The organism is Mesorhizobium sp. P2_C7 (genome assembly GCF_056404515.1).
In genome coordinates, this window is the sequence record NZ_JBFUDW010000023.1 from 1 (window position 1) to 24,911 (window position 24,911).

A 24,911-nucleotide genomic window follows, 5' to 3' on the forward strand; every position below is an offset into this window, starting at 1 on the left:
TGGCAAAAGGTAAATTCGAGCGTAACAAGCCTCATGTGAACATCGGCACGATTGGTCACGTTGACCATGGCAAGACGTCGCTGACGGCGGCGATCACGAAGTATTTTGGCGAATACAAGCGCTATGACCAGATCGACGCGGCACCTGAGGAGAAGGCGCGCGGCATCACGATCTCGACGGCGCATGTCGAATACGAGACGGCCAACCGCCACTACGCTCACGTCGACTGCCCCGGGCACGCCGACTATGTGAAGAACATGATCACCGGTGCCGCGCAGATGGACGGCGCGATCCTGGTTGTGTCGGCTGCCGACGGCCCGATGCCGCAGACCCGCGAGCACATCCTGCTTGCCCGTCAGGTCGGCGTGCCGTCGATCGTGGTGTTTTTGAACAAGGTCGACCAGGTCGACGATGCCGAGCTGCTCGAACTGGTCGAGCTCGAGGTTCGTGAGCTGCTGACCAAGAACGAGTTCCCCGGCGACGACATTCCGATCGTCAAGGGCTCGGCTCTGGCTGCTCTGGAAGATTCCGACAAGAAGATCGGCGAGGACGCGATCCGCGAGCTGATGGCTGCGGTCGACGCCTACATCCCGACGCCGGTTCGTCCGCTCGACAAGCCGTTCCTGATGCCGATCGAAGACGTGTTCTCGATCTCTGGCCGTGGCACGGTTGTGACCGGTCGCGTCGAGCGCGGCGTGGTCAAGGTCGGCGAGGAACTCGAGATCATCGGCATCCGTCCGACGACCAAGACGACCTGCACCGGCGTCGAGATGTTCCGCAAGCTGCTCGATCAGGGCCAGGCCGGCGACAACATCGGCGCGCTGCTGCGCGGCGTTGACCGTGAAGGTGTCGAGCGCGGCCAGGTTCTGGCCAAGCCGGGCACGGTGAAGCCGCACAAGAAGTTCGTGGCCGAAGCCTACATCCTGACCAAGGACGAAGGTGGCCGTCACACGCCGTTCTTCACCAACTACCGTCCGCAGTTCTATTTCCGCACSACGGACGTGACCGGYATCGTGTCGCTGCCGGAAGGCACCGAGATGGTGATGCCGGGCGACAACATCACGGTCGATGTCGAGCTGATCGTGCCGATCGCCATGGAAGAGAAGCTGCGCTTCGCTATCCGTGAAGGCGGCCGCACCGTCGGTGCCGGCATCGTCGTCACCATCAAAGAGTAATTTGGACTTAAACCGATCTGTCGCGGGCGCAGGAGTTGCCCGCGCCGCGCCAGAACAAGGAAGTGACGCATGAACGGACAGAATATCCGCATCCGCCTGAAGGCGTTTGATCACCGCGTGCTCGACGCCTCGACGAAGGAAATCGTGTCGACGGCCAAGCGCACCGGTGCCAACGTCCGCGGCCCCATTCCGCTGCCGACGCGGATCGAAAAGTTTACGGTCAACCGGTCGCCTCACGTCGACAAGAAGAGCCGCGAGCAGTTCGAGATGCGCACGCACAAGCGTCTGCTCGACATCGTCGATCCGACCCCGCAGACGGTCGATGCTTTGATGAAGCTCGATCTGGCCGCCGGTGTGGACGTCGAGATCAAGCTCTAAGGGAATGAGAGCGCGGTAAGGGGCGGTGCCCCTGGCCCGGAACTCTAAAGGAATTGAACCGATGCGTTCAGGTGTGATTGCAAAGAAGGTGGGAATGACCCGCATCTACAACGATGCCGGGGAACATGTTCCCGTCACCGTTCTCCAGATGGAGAACTGTCAGGTCGTGGCGCAGCGCACGCAGGAGAAGAATGGCTACACTGCCGTTCAGCTCGGCGTTGGCCTTGCCAAGGTGAAGAACACGTCGAAGGCGCTGCGCGGCCATTTCGCGACCGCTTCCGTCGAGCCGAAGGCGAAGGTCGCCGAGTTCCGCGTCTCCGCCGACAACATGATCGATGTCGGCGCCGAGATCACCGTCGAGCATTTCGTCCCCGGCCAGAAGGTCGATGTGACGGGCACGACGATCGGCAAGGGTTTTCAGGGCGTCATCAAGCGTCACCACATGGGTGGTGGCCGCGCGACGCACGGTAACTCGGTCTCGCACCGTACGCACGGTTCGACCGGCCAGCGCCAGGACCCGGGCAAGGTGTTCAAGGGCAAGCATATGGCTGGCCACATGGGCGACACCCGCGTCACCACGCAGAATGTCGAGATCGTTTCGACCGACGCCGACCGCGGCCTGATCCTGATCCGCGGTGCGGTTCCCGGATCGAAGGGCGCCTGGATCCTGGTCCGCGATGCGGCCAAGGTGGCATTGCCGGCCAACGCGCCGAAGCCTGCCGCGATCCGCGCCGTTGCTAAGAACGAGGCTCCGGCCACAGAGGGAGCGGAATAATGGATCTCAAGATCACAACGCTTGGCGGCAAGGACGCCGGCAAGGTGGAACTCTCCGAGGAGATTTTCGGCCTTGATCCGCGCGAGGACATCCTGCAGCGCGTCGTGCGCTGGCAGCTCGCCAAGAAGCAGCAGGGCACGCACAAGGCCAAGGGCCGCGCCGAGATCGCGCGCACCGGCGCCAAGATGTACAAGCAGAAGGGTACGGGCCGCGCCCGTCACCATTCGGCACGCGCTCCGCAGTTCCGCGGCGGCGGCAAGGCCCACGGCCCGGTCGTTCGCAGCCATGAGCACGAACTGCCGAAGAAGGTTCGCGCGCTTGGCCTCAAGCATGCTCTCTCGGCCAAAGCCAAGAGCGCGTCGATCATCATCATCGACGAGCTGAAGCTGACCGAGGCCAAGACCAAGGCGCTGATCGCGAATTTCGCGACGCTGGGCCTGACCAACGCTTTGGTGATCGGCGGTGCCGAGCTTGACAAGAACTTCAAGCTGGCGGCGACGAACATCCCCAACATCGACGTGCTGCCCATCCAGGGCATCAACGTCTACGACATTCTGCGCCGCGGCACGCTGGTCCTTTCGAAGGCCGCCGTCGAGGCTCTCGAGGAGCGCTTTAAATGACCGACCTTCGTCATTATGACGTGATCGTCTCGCCGGCGATCACCGAAAAGTCGACCATGGCCTCCGAGCAGAACCAGGTCGTCTTCAACGTCGCCAAGAAGGCGTCGAAGCCGGAAATCAAGGCCGCCGTCGAAGCGCTGTTCGGCGTCAAGGTGATGGCCGTGAACACACTTGTCCGCAAGGGCAAGATCAAGCGCTTCCGCGGCACGATCGGCCGCCAGAGCGACGTCAAGAAGGCGATTGTGACATTGGCCGACGGCCAGTCGATCGACGTCGCGACGGGTCTCTGAGCAAGGCCGCGAGGACAGAACAATGGCACTGAAAAAATTCAACCCGGTAACGCCGAGCACCCGCCAGCTGGTCATCGTCGACCGCTCGGGCCTCTACAAGGGCAAGCCCGTCAAGGGTCTGACCGAGGGCCTGACCAAGTCGGGCGGCCGCAACAACTACGGTCGCATCACCGCCCGCTTCATCGGTGGTGGCCACAAGCGTTCGTACCGCATCATCGACTTCAAGCGCCGCAAGTTCGACGTTGTCGGCACGGTCGAGCGCATCGAATACGATCCGAACCGCACCGCCTTCATCGCGCTCATCAAGTACGACGATGGCGAGCTGTCCTACATCATCGCTCCGCAGCGTCTGGCCCCCGGCGACAAGATCGTTTCCGGTGAAGCCGTCGACGTGAAGCCGGGCAATGCGATGCCGTTGGCCTCGATGCCAGTCGGCACCATCGTCCACAACATCGAGCTGAAGCCGGGCAAGGGCGCCCAGGTTGCCCGTTCGGCAGGTGGCTACGGCCAGCTGGTCGGCCGCGACCAGGGCATGGCGATCCTGCGCCTCAACTCGGGCGAGCAGCGTGTCGTGCACGGCTCCTGCATGGCCACCGTCGGTGCCGTGTCCAATCCGGACCATGGCAACATCAACGACGGCAAGGCTGGTCGTACGGTTTGGCGTGGCAAGCGTCCGCACAATCGCGGCGTGACCATGAACCCGGTCGACCATCCGCACGGCGGCGGCGAAGGCCGCACCTCGGGTGGCAGGCATCCGGTTTCGCCTTGGGGCAAGCCGACCAAGGGCAAGAAGACGCGGTCCAACAAGGCGACCGACAAGTTCATCCTGCGCTCGCGCCATCAGCGCAAGAGCTAAGAAGAGGTAACGCCAAGTGACTCGTTCTATTTGGAAAGGCCCCTTCATCGACGGCTACCTTCTCAAGAAGGTGGACAAGGTTCGTGAAGGTGGTCGCAATGAGGTGATCAAGATGTGGAGCCGTCGCTCCACCATCCTGCCGCAGTTCGTCGGCTTCACCTTCGGTGTTTACAACGGCCAGAAGCATGTTCCCGTCTCGGTGAACGAGGACATGGTCGGTCACAAGTTCGGTGAATTCGCTCCGACCCGGACCTATTACGGTCACGGCGCGGATAAGAAGGCGAAGAGGAAATAATCATGGGCAAGGCCAAAGCTCCGCGCAGGCTTGCTGACAACGAAGCGCGCGCCGTATTGCGCACGATCCGTATCAGCCCGCAGAAGCTGAACCTCGTTGCCGCGCTGATCCGCGGCAAGAAGGTCGCGACAGCGCTTTCCGATCTCGAATTTTCGGCCAAGCGGATTTCCGGCACGGTCAAGAAGACGCTGGAATCGGCAATCGCCAACGCGGAAAACAACCACGACCTCGACGTCGACGCACTGATCGTGGCGGAAGCCTATGTCGGCAAGTCGATCGTCATGAAGCGGTTCCATGCCCGTGGCCGTGGTCGCGCCAGCCGTATCGAGAAGCCGTTCTCGCACCTCACGATCGTCGTTCGTGAAGTCGAAGAAAAAGGGGAGGCCGCATAATGGGCCAGAAAGTCAATCCGATCGGTCTTCGCCTCGGCATCAACCGCACCTGGGATTCGCGCTGGTTCGCGAACACCGGCGAGTACGGCAAACTGCTGCATGAGGACATCAAGATCCGCAAGTATCTTGAGAAGGAACTCAAGCAGGCCGCGATCTCGAAGGTCGTCATCGAGCGTCCGCACAAGAAGTGCCGCGTCACCATCCACGCCGCGCGCCCGGGTCTGATCATCGGCAAGAAGGGCGCCGACATCGAGAAGCTTCGTAAGAAGCTGATGGAGATGACGAAGTCCGAGACGCACCTCAACATCGTTGAAGTGCGCAAGCCGGAAATCGATGCGACCCTGGTCGCCCAGTCGATCGCCCAGCAGCTCGAGCGTCGTATCGCGTTCCGTCGCGCCATGAAGCGCGCCGTGCAGTCGGCGATGCGCCTTGGTGCCGAAGGCATCCGCATCAACTGCGCCGGCCGTCTTGGCGGTGCTGAGATTGCGCGCATGGAATGGTACCGCGAAGGCCGCGTGCCGCTGCATACGCTGCGCGCCGATGTCGACTACGGCACGGCCGAGGCGAACACGGCGTACGGCATCTGCGGCGTCAAGGTCTGGGTGTTCAAGGGCGAGATCCTCGAGCACGACCCGATGGCTTCGGAACGTCGTGCGACCGAGGGTGATGCTGCACATGGCGGTGGTGGTGATCGCGAACGCGGTCGTCGTCGCGAAAACGCCTGAGACATTTAGGAATTTGGAGTTAGAACGATGCTGCAGCCAAAGCGCACAAAGTTCCGCAAGCAGTTCAAGGGCCGTATCCATGGTACCGCAAAGGGCGGCACCAACCTGGATTTCGGTGGTTTCGGGCTGAAGGCGCTTGAGCCGAACCGCGTCACCGCGCGTGAGATCGAGGCGGCCCGCCGCGCGATCACCCGTGAAATGAAGCGCGCCGGTCGCGTCTGGATCCGTATTTTCCCGGACGTGCCGGTCACTTCGAAGCCGACCGAAGTCCGCATGGGCAAGGGCAAGGGCGCTGTCGACTACTGGGCGGCGCGCGTCAAGCCGGGCCGCATCATGTTCGAGATCGACGGCGTCAATGAAGAAACCGCCCGTGAGGCACTGCGTCTCGGCGCGGCCAAGCTCTCGGTCAAGACGCGCTTCGTGCAGCGCATCGCAGAATAAGGACGGGCTGATCATGAAAGCCGAAGACATCCGGACCAAGACCCAGGACCAGCTGACCGACGACCTGGCCAGCCTGAAGAAGGAGCAGTTCAACCTGCGCTTCCAGAAGGCCACCGGCCAGCTCGAGAAGACCGCGCGCGTGAGACAGGTCCGTAAGGACATTGCGCGTATCAAGACCATCGCTGCGGAAAAGTCCGCGGCTAAGAAGGCTTAAGGACGAAAACCATGCCAAAGCGCATTCTGCAGGGCACCGTCGTCAGCGACAAGAACGAGAAGACGGTTGTCGTCAAGGTCGAACGGCGCTTCACGCATCCCGTGATGAAGAAGACCGTGCGCATGACCAAGAAGTACAAGGCGCACGACGAGAACAACGCCCACAAGGTTGGCGATCAGGTGTTCATCCAGGAATCGAAGCCGATTTCCAAGGACAAGCGCTGGATCGTCGTGTCTTCGGACCAGGCGTAAACAACGAACTTTGGACAGACCGGGGAGGGGCTTTGAGCTCGTCCCGTTAGAAAAGAAGAAGGCGGCCAGTCATGATTCAGATGCAAACAAACCTCGACGTCGCGGATAATTCCGGCGCCCGTCGTGTCATGTGCATCAAGGTGCTGGGCGGCTCGAAGCGGAAATACGCTTCCGTGGGCGACATCATCGTGGTGTCGATCAAGGAAGCCATCCCGCGCGGCCGCGTGAAGAAGGGCGATGTGATGAAGGCGGTCGTGGTTCGCACGGCCAAGGACATCCGCCGCCCGGACGGCAGCGTGATCCGTTTCGACAAGAACGCAGCCGTTCTCGTCGACAACAAGAAAGAGCCGATCGGCACGCGTATCTTCGGACCGGTTCCGCGCGAACTCCGCGCCAAGAACCACATGAAGATCATCTCGCTCGCGCCAGAAGTGCTGTAAGGAGCCGGACCAATGCAAAAGATTAGAAAAGGCGACAAGGTCGTCGTGCTGGCCGGCAAGGACAAGGGCCGTTCGGGCGAAGTCCTCTCGGTTCAGCCGAAGGAAGACACCGCGCTGGTGCGCGGCGTCAACATGATCCGTCGTCACCAGAAGCAGTCCCAGTCCCAAGAGGGCGGGATCATCACCAAGGAAGCGCCGATCCAGCTGTCGAACATCGCGCTGGCCGACCCCAAGGATGGCAAGCCGACCCGCGTCGGCTTCATCTTCCAGAAGGACGGCAAGAAGGTGCGCGTCGCCAAGCGCTCGGGAGAAGTCATCAATGGCTAAGGCTCAAACCACGAAGCCCAAGGCTGAAAGCAAGCAGTCCAAGGCCCAGAACACGCCGCGCCTCAAGCAGGTCTACAACGAGACCATCCGCAAGGCGCTGCAGGAGCAGTTCGGCTACGACAACGAGATGCAGGTTCCGCGCATCGACAAGATCGTGCTGAACATGGGCGTTGGCGAAGCGACCGGCGATTCGAAGAAGCCTTCGATCGCGGCCGAAGACCTGGCGATGATCGCCGGCCAGAAGGCCGTCGTCACCCGCGCCCGCAACTCCATCGCCGGCTTCAAGGTCCGCGAGAAGATGCCGATCGGCGCCAAGGTCACGCTGCGCAAGGAACGCATGTACGAGTTCCTCGACCGCCTCGTGAACATCGCACTGCCACGCGTCCGCGACTTCCGCGGACTCAATCCGAAGAGCTTCGATGGCCGTGGCAACTACGCCATGGGCATCAAGGAACACATCGTGTTCCCGGAGATCAACTACGACAAGGTTGATCAGATCTGGGGCATGGACGTCATCGTTTGTACGACTGCGAAGACGGACGACGAAGCCAGGGCTTTGCTCAAGGCTTTCAACTTCCCCTTCCGCCAGTAACGGCAGCGAGAAAAGGAAAAATCTGAAATGGCAAAGACCAGCTCAGTCGAGAAGAACAACAGGCGCCGCAAGCTTGCCGACCAATACGGTCCCAAGCGCGCTGCGCTGAAGGCGATCATCATGGATCAGTCCAAGCCGATGGAAGAGCGTTTCCGCGCTCAGCTCAAGCTTGCCGCCATGCCGCGCAACTCGGCCAAGATCCGCATCCGCAACCGCTGCGAAGTCACCGGCCGTCCGCGCGCCTACTATCGCAAGCTCAAAGTATCGCGCATCGCGCTCCGTGATCTCGGCAACAACGGCCAGATCCCGGGCCTGGTCAAGTCGAGCTGGTAAGGAGGACATAACATGTCATTGAGCGATCCTCTCGGCGATATGCTGACCCGCATCCGCAACGCCTACGGCCGCAAGAAGTCGAGCGTCTCGACGCCGGCCTCGCGCCTGCGTACCCGCGTCCTCGACGTGCTGAAGGCTGAAGGCTATATCCGCGATTACAGCCAGACCGACTTCGACAACGGCAAGTCCGAAATCGAGATCGAGCTGAAGTATTTCGACGGCGCACCCGTCGTGCGCGAAATCGCCCGCGTCTCGAAGCCCGGCCGCCGCGTCTACGTTTCGGCCAAGTCGATTCCGCACGTCGCCAACGGCCTCGGCATCGCCATCCTTTCGACACCGAAGGGCGTGATGGCCGACCACGAAGCGCGTGAACAGAACGTCGGTGGTGAAATCCTCTGCCAGATCTTCTGATCTGGCGTGATCGGAAAAATTGGAATCCGGTCTTCGGGGTCATGCCCGAAGACAGAGACCTGAAACAAGAGAAGTGACGAGGACAACAAAATGTCTCGTATTGGAAAGAAACCCGTTTCGCTGCCGCAGGGCGTGACCGCGACCGTCAACGGCCAGACCGTGACGGCGAAGGGCCCCAAGGGCGAGCTGAAGTTCGTGGTGAACGAAGAAGTGCTGGTCAAGATGGAAGGCAGCGAGATCGCTGTCCAGCCGCGCGACCAGACCAAGACGGCGCGCTCCAAGTGGGGCATGTCGCGCACGCAGATCGTCAACATCCTGCAGGGTGTGAAGGACGGCTTCGAGAAGAAGCTTGAGATCACCGGCGTCGGCTATCGCGCCGCCATGCAGGGCAAGAACCTGCAGCTGGCACTTGGCTTCAGCCATGACGTCGTCTACGAGACGCCGGCGGGCATCACGATCGCTGTGCCGAAGCCGACGGAAATCACCGTGACCGGCATCGACAAGCAGCAGGTCGGCCAGGTTGCCGCCGAGATCCGCGAATACCGTGGTCCCGAGCCCTACAAGGGCAAGGGTGTCCGCTACGCTGGCGAGAAGATCGTCCGCAAGGAAGGCAAGAAGAAGTAATGGGCTTGGCCCCGAAAAGTTGCAGACTTTTCGGAAGGGGCCAAGCCAAAGAAGTGTAACGCCGCGGGGAGCGGTCGCGGGAGGCGCTTTCGCCTACCGCATATGGCGGCCCCCGTTTTTTGAAGGCAAGGAAGACTATCATGGGTACCAAGGAATCCCCGCAGCGCCGTGCGCAGCGCGTCCGTCGTCAGATCAAGAAGGTCGCCGGCGAGCGTCCGCGTCTGTCGGTTCACCGCACGTCGAAGAACATCTATGTGCAGGTCATCGACGACGCCAAGGGCCATACCATCGTCGCTGCCTCGACGCTCGAGAAGGACCTCAAGGGTTCGCTCAAGACCGGCGCCGACACTGCCGCTGCCGCCGCGATCGGCAAGCTGATCGCCGAGCGCGCCACCAAGGCCGGCGTCAAGGAAGTCGTCTTCGACCGCGGCGCCTACATCTATCACGGCCGCGTCAAGGCGCTCGCCGAGGCCGCCCGTGAAGGTGGTCTGAGCTTCTAAATCCAAGGAATTTCGCCCCCGGTGACCCACAGAGGCGCCGGATCTTATCAGCAACCGTGCTTCCGGAAAAAAACAAGGAACAGGATATGGCACAGGAACGTAGGGATGGCGGCCGCGGCCGCGATCGTGAAGAACGCGATGACGGCATGGTGGACAAGCTCGTCCACATCAACCGCGTCGCCAAGGTCGTCAAGGGCGGCCGTCGCTTTGGTTTTGCAGCACTCGTCGTCGTCGGCGACCAGAAGGGCCGGGTCGGCTTTGGTCACGGCAAGGCGCGCGAAGTGCCGGAAGCTATCCGCAAGGCAACTGAATCGGCCAAGCGCGACATGATCTTCGTGCCGCTGCGCTCGGGTCGTACGCTGCACCACGACGTCGAAGGACGCTGGGGCGCGGGACGCGTTCTGCTGCGCGCTGCCAAGCAAGGTACCGGCATCATCGCCGGTGGCCCGATGCGCGCCGTCTTCGAGACGCTCGGCATGCATGACGTGGTTGCCAAGTCGATGGGTTCGTCGAACCCCTACAACATGGTTCGCGCCACCTTCGACGCGCTGAAGAGCCAGATGCATCCCAAGGATGTGGCTGCTGCTCGTGGCATAAAGTATTCGACCCTTCAGGCCCGCCGCGGCACCGCCGTTGCGGCTGAAGAATAGTCGATCTGACCAGGGATTTTGACCATGGCCAAGAAAGCAACAAAGACCGTCACCGTTGAGCAGATCGGCTCGCCGATCCGCCGCCCGAAGGAACAGCGCGCGACGCTGGTCGGGCTCGGCCTCAACAAGATGCACAAGCAGCGCACGCTGGAAGATACACCCTCCGTGCGCGGCATGATCGCTGCCGTCCAGCATCTCGTCCGCGTCGTGGACGAGGGCTGAGCCAGAGCGCAGGAGAACCCAGATGAAACTCAACGATCTGCGTGACAAGGACGGCGCGACGCACTCCAAGAAGCGTCTCGGCCGTGGCATCGGCTCCGGCTCCGGCAAGACCGGCGGTCGCGGCGTCAAGGGCCAGAAGGCGCGCTCCGGTGTCGCCATCAACGGCTTCGAGGGTGGCCAGATGCCGCTCTACAGGCGTCTGCCGAAGCGTGGCTTCAACAACATCTTCGCCAAGAGCTTCACCGTCGTCTCGCTGGCCCGTATCCAGGTGGCCATCGACGCCAAGAAGCTCGACGCCAAGGCAACCGTGACGGCTGAATCGCTGGTCGCTGCCGGCGTAATCCGCCGCGTCAAGGACGGCGTGCGCATCCTCTCGGACGGCGAGATCAAGGCGAAGCTCGCCTTTGACGTCGCCGGCGCCTCCAAGGCCGCGATCGAGAAGATCGAGAAGGCCGGCGGCTCGGTCAAGTTGCCGGAAAAGGCAGCTGCCGAGTAACGGCAATTTGAAGCGCGAGCGGGATCCGTTTTTGCTCACGATCGTGCTTTGATCTGCTCAATTAGGCGGCCGCGTCAACGCGGCCGCTTGCATGTTTAGAGCCCGGAGCTTATCTCGTGAGCTTCGGTGAAACGCGCCGCCTGAGCTCAAGGGCCATCAAGCGTTACCAAGCGGAGAATCAGGCATGGCTTCGGCTGCTGAACAACTAGCCTCGAATCTGAATTTCTCGGCCTTCGCCAAAGCGGAGGACCTGAAGAAACGCATCTGGTTCACCATCGGCGCGTTGCTTGTCTATCGCCTCGGCACCTATATTCCGCTTCCCGGCATCAATCCCGACGCCTTCGCCCAGGCCTTCTCATCGCAGAGCAAGGGCGTGCTCGGCATGTTCAACATGTTCGCCGGCGGCGCCGTGCAGCGCATGGCGATCTTTGCGCTTGGCATCATGCCTTACATCTCCGCCTCCATCATCATGCAGCTGATGACGTCGGTTATCCCGTCGCTGGAAGCGCTGAAGAAGGAAGGCGAACAGGGCCGCAAGGTCATCAACCAATACACGCGCTACGGCACCGTGCTGCTTGCGCTGGTTCAGGCCTATGGCATTTCGGTCGGCCTGGAGGGCGGCAACGGCATCGTCAGCGATCCCGGCATGTTCTTCCGTATCTCGACCGTCGTCACCCTGGTCGGCGGCACCATGTTCCTGATGTGGCTGGGCGAACAGATCACCGCCCGAGGCATCGGCAACGGCATCTCGCTGATCATCTTCTCCGGCATCGTCGCCGGCCTGCCGCATGCCATCTCCGGCACGCTGGAGCTTGGCCGCACCGGCGCGCTGTCGACCGGCCTGATCCTGGCGATCATCGTGCTGGCCGTTGTCGTCATCGCCTTGATCGTGTTCTTCGAGCGCGCCCAGCGCCGCTTGCTGATCCAGTATCCGAAGCGCCAGGTCGGCAACCGCATGTTCCAGGGCGATACCTCGCATCTGCCGCTGAAGCTCAACACGTCAGGCGTCATTCCGCCGATCTTCGCGTCGTCGCTGCTGTTGCTGCCGGCCACCGTCGCCGGCTTCTCGCAGACGACCAACATGCCGGCCTGGGCCAGCACCGTGCTGGCGTCGCTCGGCCACGGCCAGCCGCTCTACATGGCATTCTACGCGGCGATGATCGTGTTCTTCGCCTTCTTCTACACTGCGATTGTCTTCAACCCGAAGGACACCGCCGACCAGCTCAAGAAGCATTCGGGCTTCATCCCGGGCTATCGTCCGGGCGAGCGCACCGCCGATTACATCGATTACGTTCTCACCCGCATCACCGTCGTCGGCGCCATCTATCTGGTGCTGGTGTGCTTGCTGCCGGAGTTCCTGATCTCGGCGACTGGCGTACCATTCTACCTTGGTGGCACATCGCTTCTGATCGTGGTCAGTGTCACGCTCGATACGGTTGCGCAGATTCAGGGCCACCTGATCGCGCACCAGTATGAAGGCCTGATCAAGAAGTCGAAGCTGCGCGGGGGGAAGAAAGCCAGATGAGGTTGATATTGCTTGGGCCGCCAGGGGCGGGCAAGGGGACACAAGCACAAAGACTGGTAGAAAAACACGGCATACCCCAGCTCTCGACGGGCGACATGCTGCGTGCTGCAGTCCAGGCTGGCACCGAAGTCGGCAAACGCGCCAAGGCGGTGATGGATGCTGGTGAACTGGTTTCCGACGCCATCGTCAACGCCATCGTCGCCGAACGTATCGATCAGCCGGATTGCGCGAAGGGTTTCATCCTCGACGGATATCCGCGGACCCTGGTGCAGGCGGACGCGGTTGAGCAGATGCTTTCGGATCGCTCGCAGGGCCTCGATGCGGTCATTGAACTTGTCGTCGACGACAAGGCGCTGGTTGGTCGTATCGTCAAGCGGGCCAACGAAGCACAAGCCGCCGGCCAGCCCGTGCGCAAGGACGACAATCCGACCGTGTTCGAGGAGCGTCTGAGGGAATACTACAAGAAGACGGCGCCGCTGATTGGCTACTATTATGCCAAGGGCACGCTCCGCAGCGTCGACGGCATGGCCGATATCGACGCCGTGACGGGACAGATCGAAGCGGTGCTAAGGGACGCAACGCGGGGAATTTAAACGATTGCACTTGACGGGAGCGGTTCGCTGCGGTATGGCGGCCCGTCTTCCTATCAGGCATCGGCTTTGCTTGTCCGCAAGGGCAAGGCAGCCGCTTTGAACTGGAAACTCCCGCATGGGCCGGCCTCCACCGGACGCGGGGCAACTTAAGATAGCGCCGGTTCGTCCGGCCCACATGGAGAAGAGAAGAATATGGCTCGTATAGCCGGCGTCAACATTCCGACCAACAAGCGCGTCGTCATCGCGCTTCAGTACATTCACGGCATTGGCAAGAAGTTCGCCCAGGAGATCGTCGACAAGGTCGGCATCCCGGCCGAGCGTCGCGTCAACCAGCTCACCGACGCGGAAGTGCTGCAGATCCGCGAAACCATCGACCGCGACTACCAGGTCGAGGGCGACCTGCGCCGCGAAGTCTCGATGAACATCAAGCGGCTCATGGACCTCGGCTGCTATCGCGGCCTGCGTCACCGCCGCTCGCTGCCGGTTCGCGGCCAGCGCACGCATACCAATGCGCGCACCCGCAAGGGCCCGGCCAAGTCGATCGCCGGCAAGAAGAAGTAATTGAGCGAATAGCGATTAGCTCGTGGCGAACAGGTTTCTACCCACCATTCGCTACGCCCTACTCGCTTTTGCAAGGTGGAGCCGCTGGCATTACGGCGGTGTAGAGATCAACTGAAAGGACTATCATGGCCAAGGAAGCCGCTCGTGTTCGCCGTCGCGAACGCAAGAACATCTCGTCGGGCGTTGCCCACGTCAATTCGACCTTCAACAACACGATGATCACCATCACTGACGCACAGGGCAATTCGATTGCCTGGTCGTCGGCCGGTGCCCAGGGCTTCAAGGGTTCGCGCAAGTCGACCCCGTTCGCTGCCCAGATGGCTGCCGAGGACGTTGCCAAGAAGGCCCAGGAACACGGCATGCGCATGCTCGAAGTCGAGGTCTGCGGACCCGGCTCCGGTCGTGAATCGGCACTGCGCGCCCTGCAGGCGGCCGGCTTCACCATCACCTCGATCCGTGATGTGACGCCGATCCCGCACAATGGCTGCCGCCCGCGCAAGAAGCGCCGCGTCTAAAAAATTACCGAACGCCGCGCGAGCGCCCTTTGTGGCGCTCCTCCACGGCATTCCAGGTCGCCCGCCACGATTGGATGGTGGCGGGTCAACGGAAGGAAAGCATCATGATCCAGAAAAATTGGCAGGAACTGATCAAGCCGAACAAGATCGAGTTCTCGTCGAAGAAGAAGACGCTGACCACGCTGGTCGCCGAGCCGCTCGAGCGTGGCTTTGGCCTGACGCTCGGCAACGCGCTGCGCCGCGTGCTTCTGTCTTCGCTGCGCGGTGCGGCTGTTACCGCCGTGCAGATCGACGGCGTTCTGCATGAATTCTCGTCCATCGCCGGCGTGCGTGAGGACGTGACCGACATCGTCTTGAACATCAAGGAAATCGCCATCCGCATGGAAGGCGATGGCCCCAAGCGCATGGTCGTGCGCAAGCAGGGACCGGGTGCGGTTCTCGCCGGCGACATCCAGACGGTTGGCGATGTCGAAATCCTCAACCCCGACCACGTCATCTGCACGCTGGACGAAGGCGCTGAAATCCGCATGGAATTCACCGTCGACACCGGCAAGGGTTACGTGCCGGCCGACCGCAACCGCGCCGAAGACGCGCCGATCGGCCTGATCCCGGTCGACAGCCTGTATTCGCCGGTCAAGAAGGTCTCCTACAAGGTCGAGAACACCCGCGAGGGCCAGGTTCTCGATTATGACAAGCTGACCATGACGATCGAGACCGATGGTTCGATCACCGGCGAGGACGCGGTGGCTTTCGCTGCCCGCATCCTGCAGGACCAGCTCGGCCTGTTCGTGAACTTCGACGAGCCGCAGAAGGAAGTCGCCGCCGAAGCCGTCACCGAGCTCGCCTTCAACCCGGCGCTGCTCAAGAAGGTCGACGAGCTCGAGCTTTCGGTGCGTTCGGCCAACTGCCTGAAGAACGACAACATCGTCTATATCGGCGACCTGATCCAGAAGACCGAAGCCGAGATGCTGCGCACCCCGAACTTCGGCCGCAAGTCGCTGAACGAGATCAAGGAAGTCCTGGCGGCAATGGGCCTGCACCTCGGCATGGAAGTGCCGGACTGGCCGCCGGAAAACATCGAAGACCTCGCCAAGCGTTACGAAGATCAATATTGAGGCGTTGCCTCTGAACCCGCAATGAAGGAGAAGAGCCATGCGCCACGGATTTAAGGGCCGCCGGTTCGCCCGCAGCATAAGCCACCGCAAGTCGATGTTCGCCAACCTGGCCGTGTCGCTGCTCGAGCACGAGCAGATCGTCACCACCCTGCCGAAGGCGAAGGATCTGCGTCCGATCGTCGAGAAGCTGGTGACGCTCGGCAAGCGCGGCGACCTGCACGCCCGCCGCCAGGTGATCGCGCAGATCGGCAATGAAGGCGTCGTCAAGCGCCTGTTCGACACCATCGCCCCGCGCTACGCTACCCGCAACGGCGGCTATCTGCGCATCATGAAGGCGGGCTTCCGTCACGGCGACAATGCCGCGATGGCTGTCATCGAGTTCGTCGATCGCGACACCTCGGCCAAGGGCGCCGGCGACCGCGCCCGCATCGAAGCCGAAGGCACCGACGCGGACGCCGCAGCCGCATAAGGCTTGGTTCTCCGAAGTGAATGCAAAGGGGCCCACGGGCCCCTTTTTGTTTTCTGAAAGCAGGAGATTGCAGCCAAAGCCGATCTTCAGGCCGGAGCCGAGGCTCTTTGGCCAAAATAATCGGATTTCAGCGGCTTAGCCTTTCATTTTGCACAATCGTCGGGACAATGCCCCCGAACTCGCCTTGGAGGATTCGTGAATGCGCGCCAACCGACTGTCCCTTGTTCTGCTCTTCGCCATTATGGCGTTCGCAGCCGCACCGGTGGCCAGGCAGGCATTGGCCGAGGAGACCAAGACCGATCCCGGCCTGTCCGACGTGCTGACCGACCTCTTGCATGGCGTCGAAGGCGAGAACTCTACGTCCGGCCCCGACAAGCGCGTGCCGTTCGGCCGTGAAGAAGTGCAACTGTCGTTCGCCCCGCTGGTCAAGCAGACGGCGCCGGCCGTGGTCAATGTCTATGCCTCGCAGACCGCCAAGGTGACGTCGCCCTTCGACGGCGATCCGTTCTTCGAGGAGTTCTTTGGCCGTTCGCAGCCGCGCGCGCAATCTTCCCTGGGGTCCGGTGTGCTGGTCGACCCGACCGGCATCGTGGTCACCAATTACCACGTCATCAAGGACGCCGACCAAGTCAAGGTGGCGACCGCGGACGGGCGTGAGTTCGACAGCAAGGTGATGCTGAAGGACGAGACACTCGACCTTGCAGTGCTCAAGATAACCTCGGACAAACCGTTTCCGGTCATCGCCATCGGCGATTCCGACGCGCTCGAGGTCGGCGATCTGGTGCTGGCCATCGGCAATCCCTTCGGTGTCGGCCAGACCACCACCAGCGGCATCGTTTCGGCACTTGCCCGCAGCCATATTGGCGTCGCCGATTCAAGCTTCTTCATCCAGACGGACGCCGCCATCAATCCCGGCAATTCGGGAGGTGCGCTGATCAACATGGGCGGCCAGCTGGTCGGCATCAACACGGCGATCTACAGCCGCAGCGGCGGCTCGATCGGCATCGGCTTTGCCATCCCCGCAAACATGGTGCGCGCCTTCACCGATGCGGCCAAGGCCGGGCTCGACTTCTTCGAACGGCCCTATATCGGCGCCGAGTTCGAAGCGGTAACGCCGCAGATTGCCGAATCGCTCGGCATGGAGAAGCCGACCGGCGCTTTGGTCTCGTCGGTCGAGGCGACCGGCCCGGCCGCCAAGGCGGGGCTCAAGCCTGGCGACGTCGTGATGCAGCTCAACGGCAAGCCGGTCGAGAGCATCGAAGCGCTGGATTACCGGATGGCGACGCTGTCGATCGGCACCAACGCCAATTTCGCGGTTCTGACCAAAGGCCAGCAGGCGGCGATGGACATCGCGCTGGAGCGCGCTCCGGAAGGCATGAAGGCGGCTGAAGTGACGCTGCACGGCCGCAGCCCGTTCTCGGGCGCCAAGGTCGCCGAACTGTCGCCCCGGCTTGCCCAGAAGCTTGGCCTGCGCACCGACATCAAGGGCGTCACCGTGGTCGACATCAACCGCGACTCGCCGGCCGCCGATTTCGGCTTCCAGCCGGGCGATATCGTGCGCGAGGTGAACGGCACCACCATCGATACCGCGGCGACCCTGGAGCAGGCCGCCCAGGCGGATACGCGCTGGTGGCGCTTTACCGTCGAGCGCGGCGGGCAGATACTGCGTCAGGTATTGCGTTATTAAAGCACGTCCCTTCGGGTTCATGCTCCAACCAAAAAGAAGTGCATGGCCGATCTGTTCAGCGTCGATGAACCGGAAAAGGCGTCGCCCGGGCGGCCGCTCGCCGACAGGCTGCGGCCGAAAAACCTCGGCGAGGTCGTCGGCCAGGAGCATCTGACCGGCCCTGATGGCGCGCTGACCCGGCTGATTGGTTCCGGCTCACTCGGCTCCATGATCTTCTGGGGACCGCCCGGCACCGGCAAGACCACGGTGGCGCGGTTGCTGGCCGGCGAAACCAGCCTTGCTTTCGAGCAGATATCGGCGGTGTTCTCCGGCGTCGCCGACCTGAAAAAAGTGTTCGAAGCCGCCAAGCTGCGGCGCACCAACGGTCGCCAGACCTTGTTGTTCGTTGACGAGATCCATCGCTTCAACCGCGCCCAGCAGGATTCCTTTCTTCCAGTCATGGAGGACGGCACGGTCGTGCTCGTCGGTGCCACCACCGAAAACCCGTCCTTCGAACTGAACGCGGCCCTGTTGTCGCGCGCGCGTGTGCTGGTCTTCCACTCATTGGGCGAGGAGAGCATCGCCAAGCTGATGGCGCGAGCCGAGGAGACCGAGGGCAGGGCGTTGCCGCTCGACGACGAGGCAAGGGCGATGCTCATCCGCATGAGCGATGGCGACGGCCGCGCCTCGCTGACGCTTGCTGAAGAGGTGTGGCGCGCCGCCAAGCCAGGCGAGGTCTTCAACCCCGAGGGCTTGCAGCGCATCGTCCAGCGGCGCGCGCCGATCTACGACAAGGGCCAGGACGGCCACTACAATCTGATCTCGGCGCTGCACAAATCGGTGCGCGGTTCAGATCCCGACGCCGCGCTCTATTATCTGGCGCGCATGTTCGATGCCGGCGAGGACCCGCTCTATCTCGGCCGTCGGCTGGTGCGCATGGCCATGGAAGACATCGGCCTTGCCGACCCGCAGGCGCTTGTCGTGGCCAACGCCGCCAAGGACGCCTACGACTATCTCGGCTCGCCCGAGGGCGAACTCGCCTTTGCCGAGGCCACCGTTTATCTCGCCACCGCGCCCAAATCCAATGCCGTCTACACCGCCTTCAAGGCAGCCACGCGTGCGGCGAAGGAACATGGCTCGCTGCTGCCGCCGAAACACATCCTCAACGCGCCAACCAAGCTGATGAAAGAGGAGGATTACGGCGCTGGCTATCGCTACGACCACGACGAGCCGGATGCCTTTTCGGGCCAGGACTATTTTCCCGAGAAGATGGGCCGGCAGACCTTTTATGATCCGCCTGAGCGCGGCTTCGAGCGCGACATCAGAAAGCGGCTCGACTATTGGGCGAAGCTACGCAAAGAGCGGGAATAGCAGGCTTGCGTGCCCCGGTCGTCCTGACGCTTCCAAACCAGGCTTCGCCCTGGGGAATCTCCGCTTCGGTCGTTCTGCACACGCTGCTGGCTGCGACGCTGGCCCTGATGCCGTTGCCGAAGCGGCCCAAGCGGCTCGAGGAGGACCGGGTCTCGGTCGACATCTTGACGCCGCAACAATTCGAGGCATCGACCAGGCCACCGCCTGCTCCAATGACGCCGGCACTGCCTGAAGCGCCCGCCGCGGCGCCTTCGCCTGCTTCGATCCCGCCCGGACCGCAACCGCCCGCCGCGCCGGCCATGATCTGGCCGACCGAAATGCTGTCGGCCAAGACACTGGCCGATCCGCGCAGCCGGCAGGCCCGCGCCGATCTCGCCACCCTCGCTTCCGACGAGCGCATGGTTCAGCTGTGCAATCTCGAAGCCATGGATCAGATCCGCAAATGGCGCACGGATTTCAAGCCCGAGCGGGTCGTGCCCTACGCAACGGCGGAGGAAAAAATCACTGGAACCACCATCGCCGCGAATGGCGCGGCTTTCCGTAGTCGCAGAAACTGGTATAGCCTGAAGTTCAGATGCCAACTGGCTGGGGACGGCGAAAGCGTCGTCGGCTTTGAGTTCCTGGTTGGCGATCTGGTCCCCAGGGAAAAATGGGACGAGTTTGGCCTCCCGGCGCATTGACCGAAATGCGCCAGGTTTCACAAGGCAGCCAGCCGGCCGCGATACCAGGGCCGTTGTGTGGTGACCCAAAAAACCTTATCAAGGCGCACGGCCGGGCGGTGGTCGTTGCCATGATTTTGGCACCTCATTCGCAACAGGATCGCGCTTCGCGCGTGGAAAAATGACAAGAACCCTTCGCAAAACCCTTCGCAAATTCGCCATTGCCATCCCGCTTCTCGCCCTTGGCTTTTACTTCATCCCGATCCTGACATCGGTCTTTATCGTGCTCGGCCTCATCGATGTCCTGCGCAACGACCGCAAGGACCTGTCCCTGTTCTCCGGCTATTTCCTCGGCAACGGCCTGTTCACCTGGCTGCTTTCACCTTTCAACCTGCTGGTCGATCTCTTGTGCTACCGCAATCCCGGCGTCTGGAAGCTGGAACAGTTCCCCGCCGACTATCAGCGCGAGGTCAATGAGGTCCTGGACATCTTCAAGGCGCGCAAGGACGAGATCATCGCCGACATCGACGCCAATTTCGGCGCCGGCCGACGCGGCATGTATGTCTATCAGTGGTACGGCAAGCACAAGATCGACAACGTCGCCGAGTTCAACAAGGACTTCAAATACATCAAGACCATCGCCGTTTCCGTCTTCAGCAAGCGCGAATCGACCTCATGGCACTTCGGCCCGCTGCGGCTCAGCCTGCGCATTCTCTACAATCTGATCCCGGTGAAATCGGAGATTTTCGTCGAATGCGGCAACGTCAAGAACTACTGGTATGACAATCCGCTGTTCATCTTTGACGACACGCTGCTGCATCGCTCGGTCAACGAATATGATGGCCGCCGCTACTGCGTGTTCATGGACATTATCAGACCATCCCCGGTTCCCAGGCTAATCGCTGGCATGCTTGCCGTCGTCTCGGTGAGTGTCGAGCGCATCAACTCGATGTTCTACAAGAACTGGAAGATGATCGGTTCGACCAAGCCGAAGAAGGTCGGGACGACCTGAGCCCGAAATCGTCAATGCTGCCGGCCCTGCCGGCGGCAGTGAGGCGCTTTTAACGCGCCACTCATCCCACCGCCCCGTGCTCGCTGTTCCGCCCCGTGTCTTTTGAGGGCGTTCTGAATGCTTGCGATGGCCACGCGTTCAAGTATACATCCCGCCAAGCTCTCAACAGTTCCTGATACGAATCGCGTGGGGTTCCTGTTTGCCGAAACGGCTTCCTGGCTGCATCGGCGGGAGTCCCGGTTTGCCTCGACAGTCCTGCCTCTTCCCTTCCTTGGCGGCCTCAAGTGACGACGAACGAAACCCTCGGATTCTGGCTAAAAATCTACATATGTACCGCGTTGCTGGGCGTTGCTTTCGCCGCGATATACGTAAGGCTTGAGGAGCCCGTCTACTATTGGGATTTTGCCGCTTACTTCAATGGGTTTGACCAGTATGGCTCACTCCTGGCCGAGAGCCCGCTCCAGTGGCTGAGCCAATTGCGGGCTTCTGTCGCGAGGGATGACTACAGCGCGGCAATTCTGGTGCCGCTTATGCCGTTTCACATGTTTTTCGGCGGTTCAAGGCTTTCCTATATCGCTGGAATAGTCATCGTTTACCTGGTCCCGACCGCTCTTTTCATAGGACGAATGAGCTACCTGGAGGCGGTCTCCGACACTCCTTCGCCCCGAAGCTGGTTTGTCGTGTGGATTGCGGCCTTTCTCTACACGCCGTTCTGGTCGGCGACGCTTCGTGGATTGCCGGATATTGCCGGCTGCCTCGCGCTTTCTGCGGCAACTTATTTTCTCTGGAAATCGAGGTTCCTGACACGCCAACCGGTGATCAACGGGATACGCATCGGCATATGCCTGTGGTTGGCGTTCATGCTGCGCCGTTGGTATGCATTTGCCGTCATAGGGATCGCACTTTCTGCAGCCTTCTTTTGTTTGTTGCAGGTCGCAAAAGACCGCGACTTCGCGGCATTCCGGAACGCGGCGTTAGGGGGCATGTGCACGCTTTTCGTGATTGCCGGAGCCGCATTGGCCTTCCAGCAACCGCTGATCCTCAAGATTCTGGGAACGAGCTACGGTGACCTTTACAGCGGATACAAAACCAACTTCGTTTCGCAGATCGACCAGGTGGGATCGCGGCTGAGCTATGTGAACTGGCTGTTGATCGTCGTGGGCCTTTATATCTCCTTCATACGCCGCAACAGTTTCGCTTTGTTCTGTGCTCTCGCCTCGGCACTGACCTTCTTCCTCTTCACCCGGACGCAGGATCCGGACCGTCATCATTCGATGCCAATGTTTCTTTGGCTCTTTCCTGCATATGCCCAGGCAATTGTCGCGATCGTTTCGACGCCGGCGCTGAAATCTCGGTGGTCAACCGTCGTCTTAGCCGTTGTCGCCGGGTTTGCGTATTTGGGTACCTTTTTCCCAATCGGCCGCCAGTTGCTGTCACCGATCGGCTATGTTTTTGCCAGGGAAGATACGCTTCCTCTTCACCTCGACAATCTTCCCGAATACAGGCGCCTCATCGACGATCTTGTCAGGGAAATGCGGCCCGAGGACCGCTTCTCGGTGTTTGCCTCAGGCGCGGTCATGAATAGCTCGCTGTTGTTTGAAATGGATATGGACCTTTTCCCTCGTGTCGGATGGTCTTGCCAGGTTGATAGCCGCGATCAATTCGCACCGGAGGCATTGAAATCGAGATATGTCGTCGTAACCGATCCTCCTGTTACCCATTTGCAATCGGGTGCGCAGATCTGCGTCACGATACCGGACCAGGATATTGTCGAAGGGAAAGGTATCGGCGTCGCCTATGAGCGCATTGCGACATATCAGCTGTCCGACGGCGTCACGGGCTATCTCTACGAACAGGTGCGCCCGGTCAGCAAAACGGAACTCGATGCTCTTTACGGCGAGTTCAGGAAAAAATACCCAGGCTGGACAACGCCTGAGTGGTGACGATCAGGTTGACGACCTCTGAGCAACTCGACGATGGCCGCGAAAGGCGGTTCGCGCTCGATCGTCTGCGCGGTCCCAACCGCATCGTCGTCAGCTTCAGGGGATTGACCATGTCGCCCTTGTGGAGGCAGTAAACGGTCATGTTCAATCTGCTTCTCGTTGTGGTCGGCGGCGGCATCGGCGCCGGCATTCGTCACCTCACTAACATCGGCGCGCTGCGCCTTGTCGGCCCCAACTATCCCTGGGGGACGATGGCCATCAACATTGTCGGCTCGTTCGCCATGGGCCTGTTCATCGCCACCCTGGCGCGCCGCGGCGGATCGAACGAACTCAGACTGTTCGTCGCCACCGGCATATTTGGCGGCTTCACCACCTTTTCCGCGTTTTCGCTCGATTTCGCGACCTTGTGGGAGCGGGGAGCCACGCTGCCGGCGTTTGGATATGCCCTTGCCAGCGTCATTGGCGCCATTATCGCCTTGTTTCTGGGACTTTGGCTCGCAAGAACCGTTTCATAGTGTTATTGCCGCGCCAAGAGCGGGCCGAACCCTGCTCGGGAAACGGATAAGCGAAAAATATGGCAGGCGTTGAACAGATCACAGTGGAGGCCGGCGAGGCGGGCATGCGGCTCGATCGCTGGTTCAAGACCCATTTCCCGGGCCTGGGCTTCGGCCATCTGCAAAAGCTGCTGCGCTCCGGCCAGATCCGTGTCGATGGCGGCCGGGTCAAGGCCGACACCCGCGTCGAACCCGGCCAGATGGTGCGCGTTCCGCCGCTCGAGGTGGACAAGAAGGGCGAGAGCGCGCTGACCGGTCACTCGATCCGCAACCAGGGCGATGCCGACGTCCTGGCGAAAATGCTGATCCATGAAGATCCCAAGGTCTTCGTCTTCAACAAGCCGGCGGGCCTTGCAGTGCAGGGCGGATCGGGCGTCACCCGCAATGTCGACGACATGCTGGAAGCCTGGCGCAACCAGAAGGGCGAGAAGCCGCGGCTGGTCCACCGGCTCGACCGCGACACTTCGGGCGTGCTGGTCGTCGCCCGCACCCGGCTTGCCGCCATGAAGCTGTCGGAAGCGTTTCGCGCCCGCGAGACCAAGAAGACCTATTGGGCCCTGGTCAAGGGCGTGCCGCCCAAGCGTGAGGACAAGATCTCGACCTGGCTGATCAAGGAGCCGACGCCCGATGGCGATCGCGTGCGCGTCGCCGCGCATGGCGAAAAGGGCGCCGACCACGCCGTGTCGTACTATCGCATCATCGAGCAGGCGGCGCAGACGATGACCTGGCTGGAAATGGAACCTTATACCGGCCGCACGCACCAGCTTCGTGTTCATGCTGCCTATATCGGCTGCCCGATCATCGGCGACCCGAAATATTTCGAGGCAGACACCAATTGGGATTTCCCCGGTGGCATTCAGAACCGCCTGCATTTGCATGCGCGCCGCATCATCATTCCGCACCCGGACAAGGGCGTCATCGATGTCACCGCGCCGATGCCACCGCATATGCGCCAGAGCTGGAACCTGATCGGCTTCGACGACGCCAGCGCGGAGGACTGATTGTGAGCGGCGCGACCGATACGCTCGACCGGCGTGACACAGTCGACATGGCCGCCGCCGCAATCATGGTCGGCCTGACCTTTTCCTGGGGGCTGAACTACGTCGCCGCCAAGATTTCCTACGCCGGTTACGATCCAGTCTTCCTGTCGATCGCGCGCTCGGTCATCGGCGGCCTGTGTGTCTTCGCGTGGTGCCGCTGGCGCGGCATCGCGCTTTTCACGCGCGACGGGACATTGCTCGCCGGCATTGCGGTTGGCGCGCTGTTCGGCATCGAGTTCCTCTGCCTCTATGTCGGCCTGGAGCACACGACCGTCGCCCGCAACACGCTGCTGGTCAACACAATGCCGTTCTGGATGCTGATCGGCGGCCATTTCCTGCTTGGCGAGCAGATCACCTTGCGCAAGTTCCTTGGCCTGCTGCTGGCCTTTGCCGGTCTTGCCGCGGTGTTTTCCGACAAGCTTGGCGGCGGCGGGGACATGCTGTTCGGCGATCTCTTGAGCCTTGGCTCTGGATTTTTCTGGGCCTTGACCAACATCCTCATCAAGCGGTCGAAGCTGGTCGAGGCGAGTGCCGAGAAGCTGCTGCTCTATCAACTCGCCGGTGCGGCAATCGTCGGAATACTGGTGTTGCCTCTCGCCGGTGCGCCCATCCGCGACCCTGCCGTGCTGCCGACATTGGCTCTGCTTTTCCAGGCAGTCTACATCGTTGCCTTCACCTATGTGCTTTGGTTCTGGCTGCTGAGGCGCTATCCGGCTTCAGGCCTGTCCAGCTTCACCTTCTTGTCGCCGGTTTTCGGCGTGCTGTGCGGCGCGATGTTCTTGAATGAGCCGCTGACCATGCGCATCTTCCTGGCACTTGGCCTGATTGCCGCCGGCCTCATCATCGTCAACCGGCCGTCGCGCAAGCTCGTGCCGGTTTGA

General features: G+C 61.6%; 36 protein-coding genes. All 36 read left to right on the forward strand.

The features are described from left to right. A partial coding sequence (tuf, locus tag AC1D2G_RS32290) for an elongation factor Tu (RefSeq protein WP_477419107.1) occupies positions 1 to 1,175 on the forward strand: 1,175 nt, incomplete at its 5' end. 69 nt (positions 1,176 to 1,244) lie between these two features. Next, the gene (gene rpsJ / locus AC1D2G_RS32295) at positions 1,245 to 1,553 is read left to right on the forward strand and encodes a 30S ribosomal protein S10 (protein ID WP_010909272.1); all 309 of its coding nucleotides are present in this window, start codon (positions 1,245 to 1,247) and stop codon (positions 1,551 to 1,553) included. 61 nt (positions 1,554 to 1,614) lie between these two features. Further along, complete coding sequence (rplC, locus tag AC1D2G_RS32300; protein ID WP_095089677.1) at positions 1,615 to 2,328, forward strand: 50S ribosomal protein L3; 714 nt, start codon at positions 1,615 to 1,617, stop codon at positions 2,326 to 2,328. Further along, a complete protein-coding gene (gene rplD / locus AC1D2G_RS32305) occupies positions 2,328 to 2,948 on the forward strand; it encodes a 50S ribosomal protein L4 (protein ID WP_006333366.1) in 621 nt (206 codons plus the stop codon). Before rplC ends, rplD begins: the two co-directional genes overlap by 1 nt. After that, entirely contained in the window at positions 2,945 to 3,238 is a 294-nt protein-coding gene (locus AC1D2G_RS32310) for a 50S ribosomal protein L23 (RefSeq protein WP_010909275.1), read from the forward strand. Before rplD ends, AC1D2G_RS32310 begins: the two co-directional genes overlap by 4 nt. Positions 3,239 to 3,260: 22 nt before the next feature. Continuing rightward, a complete protein-coding gene (gene rplB / locus AC1D2G_RS32315) occupies positions 3,261 to 4,094 on the forward strand; it encodes a 50S ribosomal protein L2 (RefSeq protein WP_095089679.1) in 834 nt (277 codons plus the stop codon). A 16-nt stretch (positions 4,095 to 4,110) separates the two neighbouring features. Beyond that, positions 4,111 to 4,389 carry a 30S ribosomal protein S19 gene (gene rpsS / locus AC1D2G_RS32320; RefSeq protein ID WP_006205463.1) on the forward strand — a complete coding sequence of 93 codons (279 nt, stop codon included), beginning with the start codon at positions 4,111 to 4,113 and terminating at the stop codon, positions 4,387 to 4,389. A 2-nt stretch (positions 4,390 to 4,391) separates the two neighbouring features. After that, positions 4,392 to 4,781 carry a 50S ribosomal protein L22 gene (gene rplV, locus AC1D2G_RS32325; protein ID WP_006205462.1) on the forward strand — a complete coding sequence of 130 codons (390 nt, stop codon included), beginning with the start codon at positions 4,392 to 4,394 and terminating at the stop codon, positions 4,779 to 4,781. Then, a complete protein-coding gene (gene rpsC / locus AC1D2G_RS32330; protein WP_013895697.1) occupies positions 4,781 to 5,506 on the forward strand; it encodes a 30S ribosomal protein S3 in 726 nt (241 codons plus the stop codon). The genes rplV and rpsC overlap by 1 nt, the downstream gene beginning before the upstream one ends. 27 nt (positions 5,507 to 5,533) lie before the next feature. Beyond that, the gene (gene rplP / locus AC1D2G_RS32335; protein WP_013531427.1) at positions 5,534 to 5,947 is read left to right on the forward strand and encodes a 50S ribosomal protein L16; all 414 of its coding nucleotides are present in this window, start codon (positions 5,534 to 5,536) and stop codon (positions 5,945 to 5,947) included. 13 nt (positions 5,948 to 5,960) lie between these two features. After that, complete coding sequence (rpmC, locus tag AC1D2G_RS32340; RefSeq protein WP_006205459.1) at positions 5,961 to 6,161, forward strand: 50S ribosomal protein L29; 201 nt, start codon at positions 5,961 to 5,963, stop codon at positions 6,159 to 6,161. 11 nt (positions 6,162 to 6,172) lie between these two features. Further along, complete coding sequence (gene rpsQ / locus AC1D2G_RS32345) at positions 6,173 to 6,412, forward strand: 30S ribosomal protein S17 (RefSeq protein ID WP_010909280.1); 240 nt, start codon at positions 6,173 to 6,175, stop codon at positions 6,410 to 6,412. Between the two features lie 71 nt (positions 6,413 to 6,483). Beyond that, complete coding sequence (gene rplN, locus AC1D2G_RS32350; RefSeq protein WP_006205457.1) at positions 6,484 to 6,852, forward strand: 50S ribosomal protein L14; 369 nt, start codon at positions 6,484 to 6,486, stop codon at positions 6,850 to 6,852. A 12-nt stretch (positions 6,853 to 6,864) separates the two neighbouring features. Further along, positions 6,865 to 7,179 carry a 50S ribosomal protein L24 gene (gene rplX, locus AC1D2G_RS32355; protein ID WP_013531428.1) on the forward strand — a complete coding sequence of 105 codons (315 nt, stop codon included), beginning with the start codon at positions 6,865 to 6,867 and terminating at the stop codon, positions 7,177 to 7,179. Further along, positions 7,172 to 7,771, forward strand: a complete 600-nt coding sequence (gene rplE / locus AC1D2G_RS32360) for a 50S ribosomal protein L5 (RefSeq protein ID WP_095089681.1) — start codon at positions 7,172 to 7,174, stop codon at positions 7,769 to 7,771. Before rplX ends, rplE begins: the two co-directional genes overlap by 8 nt. 27 nt (positions 7,772 to 7,798) lie before the next feature. After that, positions 7,799 to 8,104, forward strand: coding sequence for a 30S ribosomal protein S14 (gene rpsN, locus AC1D2G_RS32365; protein ID WP_013895695.1), 306 nt, complete (start codon positions 7,799 to 7,801; stop codon positions 8,102 to 8,104). Positions 8,105 to 8,116: 12 nt separating this feature from the next. Then, a complete protein-coding gene (gene rpsH / locus AC1D2G_RS32370) occupies positions 8,117 to 8,515 on the forward strand; it encodes a 30S ribosomal protein S8 (protein WP_006205453.1) in 399 nt (132 codons plus the stop codon). Positions 8,516 to 8,605: 90 nt separating this feature from the next. Beyond that, positions 8,606 to 9,139: a 50S ribosomal protein L6 gene (rplF, locus tag AC1D2G_RS32375; RefSeq protein WP_095089683.1), complete on the forward strand. Its 534-nt coding sequence runs from the start codon at positions 8,606 to 8,608 to the stop codon at positions 9,137 to 9,139. A 140-nt stretch (positions 9,140 to 9,279) separates the two neighbouring features. Next, positions 9,280 to 9,639 carry a 50S ribosomal protein L18 gene (gene rplR / locus AC1D2G_RS32380; protein WP_477419109.1) on the forward strand — a complete coding sequence of 120 codons (360 nt, stop codon included), beginning with the start codon at positions 9,280 to 9,282 and terminating at the stop codon, positions 9,637 to 9,639. An 86-nt stretch (positions 9,640 to 9,725) separates the two neighbouring features. Further along, on the forward strand, positions 9,726 to 10,289 hold the full coding sequence (rpsE, locus tag AC1D2G_RS32385; RefSeq protein WP_006333394.1) for a 30S ribosomal protein S5: 564 nt from the start codon (positions 9,726 to 9,728) through the stop codon (positions 10,287 to 10,289). 24 nt (positions 10,290 to 10,313) lie between these two features. Further along, on the forward strand, positions 10,314 to 10,511 hold the full coding sequence (gene rpmD / locus AC1D2G_RS32390) for a 50S ribosomal protein L30 (protein WP_023736690.1): 198 nt from the start codon (positions 10,314 to 10,316) through the stop codon (positions 10,509 to 10,511). 22 nt (positions 10,512 to 10,533) lie between these two features. Further along, entirely contained in the window at positions 10,534 to 11,007 is a 474-nt protein-coding gene (gene rplO, locus AC1D2G_RS32395) for a 50S ribosomal protein L15 (protein WP_027028844.1), read from the forward strand. 184 nt (positions 11,008 to 11,191) lie between these two features. After that, positions 11,192 to 12,532 carry a preprotein translocase subunit SecY gene (gene secY / locus AC1D2G_RS32400; protein WP_379097713.1) on the forward strand — a complete coding sequence of 447 codons (1,341 nt, stop codon included), beginning with the start codon at positions 11,192 to 11,194 and terminating at the stop codon, positions 12,530 to 12,532. Next, positions 12,529 to 13,125 carry an adenylate kinase gene (locus tag AC1D2G_RS32405; protein WP_095089687.1) on the forward strand — a complete coding sequence of 199 codons (597 nt, stop codon included), beginning with the start codon at positions 12,529 to 12,531 and terminating at the stop codon, positions 13,123 to 13,125. Before secY ends, AC1D2G_RS32405 begins: the two co-directional genes overlap by 4 nt. Positions 13,126 to 13,317: 192 nt before the next feature. Continuing rightward, positions 13,318 to 13,686 carry a 30S ribosomal protein S13 gene (rpsM, locus tag AC1D2G_RS32410; RefSeq protein ID WP_006205445.1) on the forward strand — a complete coding sequence of 123 codons (369 nt, stop codon included), beginning with the start codon at positions 13,318 to 13,320 and terminating at the stop codon, positions 13,684 to 13,686. Positions 13,687 to 13,811: 125 nt separating this feature from the next. After that, positions 13,812 to 14,201, forward strand: coding sequence for a 30S ribosomal protein S11 (gene rpsK, locus AC1D2G_RS32415; protein WP_006205444.1), 390 nt, complete (start codon positions 13,812 to 13,814; stop codon positions 14,199 to 14,201). 104 nt (positions 14,202 to 14,305) lie between these two features. Next, on the forward strand, positions 14,306 to 15,316 hold the full coding sequence (locus AC1D2G_RS32420; protein ID WP_013531438.1) for a DNA-directed RNA polymerase subunit alpha: 1,011 nt from the start codon (positions 14,306 to 14,308) through the stop codon (positions 15,314 to 15,316). A 37-nt stretch (positions 15,317 to 15,353) separates the two neighbouring features. Then, a complete protein-coding gene (gene rplQ, locus AC1D2G_RS32425) occupies positions 15,354 to 15,785 on the forward strand; it encodes a 50S ribosomal protein L17 (protein ID WP_056588614.1) in 432 nt (143 codons plus the stop codon). A 199-nt stretch (positions 15,786 to 15,984) separates the two neighbouring features. Further along, entirely contained in the window at positions 15,985 to 17,472 is a 1,488-nt protein-coding gene (locus tag AC1D2G_RS32430; RefSeq protein ID WP_477419111.1) for a DegQ family serine endoprotease, read from the forward strand. Between the two features lie 42 nt (positions 17,473 to 17,514). Then, positions 17,515 to 18,822, forward strand: a complete 1,308-nt coding sequence (locus AC1D2G_RS32435; protein WP_457153433.1) for a replication-associated recombination protein A — start codon at positions 17,515 to 17,517, stop codon at positions 18,820 to 18,822. Between the two features lie 5 nt (positions 18,823 to 18,827). Further along, on the forward strand, positions 18,828 to 19,502 hold the full coding sequence (locus AC1D2G_RS32440; protein WP_477419113.1) for a DUF930 domain-containing protein: 675 nt from the start codon (positions 18,828 to 18,830) through the stop codon (positions 19,500 to 19,502). A gap of 160 nt (positions 19,503 to 19,662) precedes the next feature. Beyond that, positions 19,663 to 20,493, forward strand: coding sequence for an aspartyl/asparaginyl beta-hydroxylase domain-containing protein (locus tag AC1D2G_RS32445; RefSeq protein WP_477419115.1), 831 nt, complete (start codon positions 19,663 to 19,665; stop codon positions 20,491 to 20,493). A gap of 284 nt (positions 20,494 to 20,777) precedes the next feature. Beyond that, the gene (locus AC1D2G_RS32450) at positions 20,778 to 22,436 is read left to right on the forward strand and encodes a hypothetical protein (RefSeq protein ID WP_477419117.1); all 1,659 of its coding nucleotides are present in this window, start codon (positions 20,778 to 20,780) and stop codon (positions 22,434 to 22,436) included. A gap of 140 nt (positions 22,437 to 22,576) precedes the next feature. After that, on the forward strand, positions 22,577 to 22,951 hold the full coding sequence (crcB, locus tag AC1D2G_RS32455; RefSeq protein ID WP_095091657.1) for a fluoride efflux transporter CrcB: 375 nt from the start codon (positions 22,577 to 22,579) through the stop codon (positions 22,949 to 22,951). Between the two features lie 59 nt (positions 22,952 to 23,010). Then, the gene (locus AC1D2G_RS32460; RefSeq protein ID WP_256753646.1) at positions 23,011 to 23,991 is read left to right on the forward strand and encodes an RluA family pseudouridine synthase; all 981 of its coding nucleotides are present in this window, start codon (positions 23,011 to 23,013) and stop codon (positions 23,989 to 23,991) included. 47 nt (positions 23,992 to 24,038) lie between these two features. Next, a complete protein-coding gene (locus AC1D2G_RS32465) occupies positions 24,039 to 24,911 on the forward strand; it encodes a DMT family transporter (RefSeq protein ID WP_477419162.1) in 873 nt (290 codons plus the stop codon).

What these genes read in the sequence shown, in the direction of transcription:
- rpsJ (WP_010909272.1), top strand. Translation starts at nt 1,245, where the DNA reads ATGAACGGACAGAATATCCGCATCCGCCTGAAGGCGTTTGATCACCGC.
- rplC (WP_095089677.1), top strand. Translation starts at nt 1,615, where the DNA reads ATGCGTTCAGGTGTGATTGCAAAGAAGGTGGGAATGACCCGCATCTAC.
- rplD (WP_006333366.1), top strand. Translation starts at nt 2,328, where the DNA reads ATGGATCTCAAGATCACAACGCTTGGCGGCAAGGACGCCGGCAAGGTG.
- AC1D2G_RS32310 (WP_010909275.1), top strand. Translation starts at nt 2,945, where the DNA reads ATGACCGACCTTCGTCATTATGACGTGATCGTCTCGCCGGCGATCACC.
- rplB (WP_095089679.1), top strand. Translation starts at nt 3,261, where the DNA reads ATGGCACTGAAAAAATTCAACCCGGTAACGCCGAGCACCCGCCAGCTG.
- rplV (WP_006205462.1), top strand. Translation starts at nt 4,392, where the DNA reads ATGGGCAAGGCCAAAGCTCCGCGCAGGCTTGCTGACAACGAAGCGCGC.
- rpsC (WP_013895697.1), top strand. Translation starts at nt 4,781, where the DNA reads ATGGGCCAGAAAGTCAATCCGATCGGTCTTCGCCTCGGCATCAACCGC.
- rplP (WP_013531427.1), top strand. Translation starts at nt 5,534, where the DNA reads ATGCTGCAGCCAAAGCGCACAAAGTTCCGCAAGCAGTTCAAGGGCCGT.
- rpmC (WP_006205459.1), top strand. Translation starts at nt 5,961, where the DNA reads ATGAAAGCCGAAGACATCCGGACCAAGACCCAGGACCAGCTGACCGAC.
- rpsQ (WP_010909280.1), top strand. Translation starts at nt 6,173, where the DNA reads ATGCCAAAGCGCATTCTGCAGGGCACCGTCGTCAGCGACAAGAACGAG.
- rplN (WP_006205457.1), top strand. Translation starts at nt 6,484, where the DNA reads ATGATTCAGATGCAAACAAACCTCGACGTCGCGGATAATTCCGGCGCC.
- rplX (WP_013531428.1), top strand. Translation starts at nt 6,865, where the DNA reads ATGCAAAAGATTAGAAAAGGCGACAAGGTCGTCGTGCTGGCCGGCAAG.
- rplE (WP_095089681.1), top strand. Translation starts at nt 7,172, where the DNA reads ATGGCTAAGGCTCAAACCACGAAGCCCAAGGCTGAAAGCAAGCAGTCC.
- rpsN (WP_013895695.1), top strand. Translation starts at nt 7,799, where the DNA reads ATGGCAAAGACCAGCTCAGTCGAGAAGAACAACAGGCGCCGCAAGCTT.
- rpsH (WP_006205453.1), top strand. Translation starts at nt 8,117, where the DNA reads ATGTCATTGAGCGATCCTCTCGGCGATATGCTGACCCGCATCCGCAAC.
- rplF (WP_095089683.1), top strand. Translation starts at nt 8,606, where the DNA reads ATGTCTCGTATTGGAAAGAAACCCGTTTCGCTGCCGCAGGGCGTGACC.
- rplR (WP_477419109.1), top strand. Translation starts at nt 9,280, where the DNA reads ATGGGTACCAAGGAATCCCCGCAGCGCCGTGCGCAGCGCGTCCGTCGT.
- rpsE (WP_006333394.1), top strand. Translation starts at nt 9,726, where the DNA reads ATGGCACAGGAACGTAGGGATGGCGGCCGCGGCCGCGATCGTGAAGAA.
- rpmD (WP_023736690.1), top strand. Translation starts at nt 10,314, where the DNA reads ATGGCCAAGAAAGCAACAAAGACCGTCACCGTTGAGCAGATCGGCTCG.
- rplO (WP_027028844.1), top strand. Translation starts at nt 10,534, where the DNA reads ATGAAACTCAACGATCTGCGTGACAAGGACGGCGCGACGCACTCCAAG.
- secY (WP_379097713.1), top strand. Translation starts at nt 11,192, where the DNA reads ATGGCTTCGGCTGCTGAACAACTAGCCTCGAATCTGAATTTCTCGGCC.
- AC1D2G_RS32405 (WP_095089687.1), top strand. Translation starts at nt 12,529, where the DNA reads ATGAGGTTGATATTGCTTGGGCCGCCAGGGGCGGGCAAGGGGACACAA.
- rpsM (WP_006205445.1), top strand. Translation starts at nt 13,318, where the DNA reads ATGGCTCGTATAGCCGGCGTCAACATTCCGACCAACAAGCGCGTCGTC.
- rpsK (WP_006205444.1), top strand. Translation starts at nt 13,812, where the DNA reads ATGGCCAAGGAAGCCGCTCGTGTTCGCCGTCGCGAACGCAAGAACATC.
- AC1D2G_RS32420 (WP_013531438.1), top strand. Translation starts at nt 14,306, where the DNA reads ATGATCCAGAAAAATTGGCAGGAACTGATCAAGCCGAACAAGATCGAG.
- rplQ (WP_056588614.1), top strand. Translation starts at nt 15,354, where the DNA reads ATGCGCCACGGATTTAAGGGCCGCCGGTTCGCCCGCAGCATAAGCCAC.
- AC1D2G_RS32430 (WP_477419111.1), top strand. Translation starts at nt 15,985, where the DNA reads ATGCGCGCCAACCGACTGTCCCTTGTTCTGCTCTTCGCCATTATGGCG.
- AC1D2G_RS32435 (WP_457153433.1), top strand. Translation starts at nt 17,515, where the DNA reads ATGGCCGATCTGTTCAGCGTCGATGAACCGGAAAAGGCGTCGCCCGGG.
- AC1D2G_RS32445 (WP_477419115.1), top strand. Translation starts at nt 19,663, where the DNA reads ATGACAAGAACCCTTCGCAAAACCCTTCGCAAATTCGCCATTGCCATC.
- crcB (WP_095091657.1), top strand. Translation starts at nt 22,577, where the DNA reads ATGTTCAATCTGCTTCTCGTTGTGGTCGGCGGCGGCATCGGCGCCGGC.
- AC1D2G_RS32460 (WP_256753646.1), top strand. Translation starts at nt 23,011, where the DNA reads ATGGCAGGCGTTGAACAGATCACAGTGGAGGCCGGCGAGGCGGGCATG.
- AC1D2G_RS32465 (WP_477419162.1), top strand. Translation starts at nt 24,039, where the DNA reads ATGGCCGCCGCCGCAATCATGGTCGGCCTGACCTTTTCCTGGGGGCTG.